The following is a 3,483-nucleotide window of genomic DNA, read 5'->3' on the forward strand; positions in this document are numbered from 1 at the left end:
ATTGGAATTATTGACGGCTCGAAACGAGTCGTTGTGAAGTTTTTTCTTTTTGTATGAGACTTTATGCTTTGGAAAGCGCTGCAAACGAATCTTTGAAAAAGCATTCTTAACAGCAGCATGATAAATCTTTACAAAGTGCAGTCATGGTGTTCCAAGATATATCTGAATTGAATGATATCACTAAAAAAATGGGATTTTTGGCATCTCATGACTCGTTGACTAGACTACCTAATAGAAGGTACCTCCAAGAGTACCTTCATGCTCTTTGCACAGACTACTTGAAACTAAAGTCGCAGTTTGCAGTTTTATTTTTAGATTTAGACAGCTTCAAGATTATTAACGATACACTTGGCCATGCAAAGATGATGAACTGCTTCATATTATAGCAAAGAGACTTAGCAACCAATTACCATCAAGTGTATTTATAAGCCGTCTCGGTGGAGATGAGTTTGTTATTGTAGTCCCAAAAACGGATAACATCCAATATATGTGATTCGGTTTAATGGGCTCTATTGTCGCACCGGCCTTATGTAAACTATTTAAAGAGTATCCGGAAATTAAGTCAAACTTCATTTGTGATGATAAGCATCTTGACTTGATAGAACATGGAATTGATTTAGCAATTCGTGTTAGAAAATCAAGAGACTCAAACTATACACACAGCGCCTAGGCAGTTTTAAAGACATTCTTTACAAGGCAAAAGGAAGTAACGTCTCCCTACAAGACCATGTATATATATCAAACTCACGGGAAAAAAGAAGAATACCTTCTAACTCATAAACTCTCACCACATACTTTGAATATAAAATTTAAAGAATTTCACAGAACAATTCATTAACAGAAACGGTCAGATTTTGGAGTAGGAATTGTCCCAAAACTATTTGATATCAGCAAAGTTGATATAGAAGAGTTATGCCCAGAGTATTCATTGCTTGATGTCAATTTTTTTGCTTTGCACAACTGTGGTTCAAAAGCTTCAGCAACAATAAAATTAGCTAAAGAAGCGATCGTTAGTTTTTTAGACTCCAAAAGCTAACTTTGCCTTCCCTAGACACTATATAGCCATACTTGAATTATTCGCAAACTTTTTAATAATGTGTTTAGGTGCTGCAGGGATCGATGTGCTTAGCCTGATTGACTTATGGAGATTTCAATTTCATACAAGGAAACAGTCCACCCAGTAAAAGGCACTTAACTAACAAGGCTAGATACTATTAGCCCGATGAAGCATTTAACAATGAAAAAGTAATAATATAAGAAACCTAATATTATCTTTAATCTTATGTATGATTCATAAGGGGTTATGATAGTTTAAAAAACCAAACGATTTTGATGGTTCACAATCCTCTAAACAAAACAATAATCCCATCAGAAATAATTTCATGCCTAATTTAACATAACAGAATATTTTAGCTTTCGCAGTATATGACTTTTGGTCTCTTATACATTAAAGCCCTCTTCTGCAGCTCAGAAATACAAATTGTACGAGAGCCAATTCCAAGCAACTTAACCGACTTCCCCCAATTTGCTGTATGATACTTAACATCACTCTTGATAACCCCAAGCCAACTTGAAGCTCTACGGGTACTGACATCAAAGTGCTTAGCAAGTTTTTTTGCTGTGAAGTATCCACCATTTTCGAGCATAAATTCAGCTGCATCATTTACTGATAACATAAGGTCCTCCAAGTATTTCATTCGTCTGCAAGCATAGGTGGTCTAGTAACAGCAAAGCTTGGTTTCGTAGGCTTCTCAAGCGAGGTTTTCGACAATTGATACCACCTTTACGGTACGATTTGGGAAACCAGTATCAACCGTCTTATACTTATTGGATGTACGCATATTATATAGGAAAGCACTTTTATTTTCTGAAATTAAAAGTGCTTTCCCGAGGGATTGGGTCTTATAAAACTCCCCTTTCTCTAACATTAATTTAGTTACTGTTTTTGTCGATGCCATTTTCAAACCTTTTTAATTGTAGATTTTTAAACAATATCAAAAGATGAATTTTGCGCTCATTTTAAAAAATTAACTTAAAATGCCAGCCTTTGAGCAAAAGTCATTTTTGCTACAACCTTATGTGCACCGGCATCACAGACCTTGTTGATGGTTGAAATTACATCATCAACCAAAACGGTTGTACTCTTAATATTCTTTTGAGCTAATTGAAACGCGCTTAGGAACTTATCAAGTCGCGGGTTCCATTCATTTAACACCCATTTATCTACATTAGAACCTATAGCGCCATGAAGTGACTTCTCAACGCCTTATCAGATGATGCTTCTTATTTCATTAGCCGTTGCTAAATAGTATCGAGACTTACGCAGCTTCCATATGCAGAAATGACCGTCCAGCCGTTTTTAATTTCAAAATGCCTTTGTCACGGATATTAGGAGCGGTATTTAAGTCGCGATCTATATCCATAACTCCGCAGTTGGAACAACCCCACTTGCGAACTGATAATAGCATTTCTTCCATTTTATGACCGTAGCAAAGCAGGTTTTAGAGCTGGCGTAACACTGTTCTATTTTTATCACATGGTTGCCCTGCTCTTCCGCTTTGTAATCCAATTTATAAAAAAGCTGTTCCTGCTCGCATTAGCAATGTGCTTTGCCAGCTTGCGGTTCTTCAGCACATTGGCTGATTTCAGAGTCTGAACAATATTACTTGGTTTTCGTCAACAAGGGGTCGACTGAGTTTATGTTAAAATCAGCGCGAGCATTCGCTACTTTTTCGTAACTCTTGGTATATTCAAGCCCCCTCTTACTGGCACAGTTAACAAATATTTGTATAGATATCGCTTCTGCTTTTGTATTAACTGTCGAAACGAACAATGGATATCCTGGCTCAATGGTTTTACTTCAATAGCTTGGCGATAAGAATCCATAACAATTAATAATGTAACTGTTGATTCTTTTCCGATAGAGCATAAAGAAGTAATTTTTAGAGCTCTGATATCAGCTACTGATGAAGAAAAGGCTGAGCAACTATTTCTCTACTTACTTTGTTAACCGTTCCAACAACGCTATCGATGATGTGTATTTGATTAACTTTGAAACACTAACTTCACACTCCAACCTAAATTTTGTAACTATTGTCACATAGGATATAGAACAACCTTTGAATGAAGTGCTAACTAAATATTCTCCATGATTATTTTTTTAAAAAAGTCATATAGAACAATAACTAAAATATATCCACACTAAATTATTCAGGGTGAATTCGCCAAATTATTTACTTCAAAAAACATAAAGCCAGCCTTAGTGAACTACCCAGCGACATCGGTTCACTCTGATCACAGGGCTTCTACAGTCTAGCTTAACAGCTAGGCTGCTTCTTTTTTCTCAGATCCAAAATCCAACTTCGATAATTCGAAGGCTTTCGTTTTAACAGACTGTTTCTGCTGAGATGCGGGTGTTACCCTTGCGACGATTCCAGCCGCAATTATATCTAATTCACCTGTACTAGCTATGCTTTTAGCAGC

General features: G+C 36.4%; 4 protein-coding genes. 2 read left to right on the plus strand and 2 right to left on the minus strand.

The features are described 5' to 3' along the window. Positions 1-188: 188 nt before the first annotated feature. Together AN394_RS22555 and AN394_RS22560 are read left to right on the plus strand one after the other, a co-directional pair. Positions 189-386, plus strand: a complete 198-nt coding sequence (locus AN394_RS22555) for a diguanylate cyclase domain-containing protein (protein WP_408003022.1) — start codon at positions 189-191, stop codon at positions 384-386. After that, positions 371-493 (plus strand): diguanylate cyclase domain-containing protein, encoded by a 123-nt coding sequence (locus AN394_RS22560; protein ID WP_082423040.1) that lies wholly within the window; start codon positions 371-373, stop codon positions 491-493. Before AN394_RS22555 ends, AN394_RS22560 begins: the two co-directional genes overlap by 16 nt. A 916-nt stretch (positions 494-1,409) precedes the next feature. On the opposite strand, the gene AN394_RS20960 is transcribed toward AN394_RS22560, so the two are convergent. Both AN394_RS20960 and AN394_RS22565 read right to left on the minus strand, forming a co-directional pair. After that, positions 1,410-1,676 (minus strand): hypothetical protein, encoded by a 267-nt coding sequence (locus tag AN394_RS20960; RefSeq protein ID WP_055022496.1) that lies wholly within the window; start codon positions 1,674-1,676, stop codon positions 1,410-1,412. A gap of 642 nt (positions 1,677-2,318) precedes the next feature. After that, a complete protein-coding gene (locus AN394_RS22565; RefSeq protein WP_200910031.1) occupies positions 2,319-2,477 on the minus strand; it encodes a transposase in 159 nt (52 codons plus the stop codon). Positions 2,478-3,483: the final 1,006 nt, after the last annotated feature.

Source organism: Pseudoalteromonas sp. P1-26, from assembly GCF_001401795.1.
Taxonomy (GTDB): domain Bacteria; phylum Pseudomonadota; class Gammaproteobacteria; order Enterobacterales; family Alteromonadaceae; genus Pseudoalteromonas.

Excerpts from the sequence above, each read along its gene's own strand:
- AN394_RS20960 (WP_055022496.1), bottom strand. The coding sequence starts at position 1,676 with ATGTTATCAGTAAATGATGCAGCTGAATTTATGCTCGAAAATGGTGGA.
- AN394_RS22555 (WP_408003022.1), top strand. The coding sequence starts at position 189 with ATGGGATTTTTGGCATCTCATGACTCGTTGACTAGACTACCTAATAGA.
- AN394_RS22565 (WP_200910031.1), bottom strand. The coding sequence starts at position 2,477 with ATGGAAGAAATGCTATTATCAGTTCGCAAGTGGGGTTGTTCCAACTGC.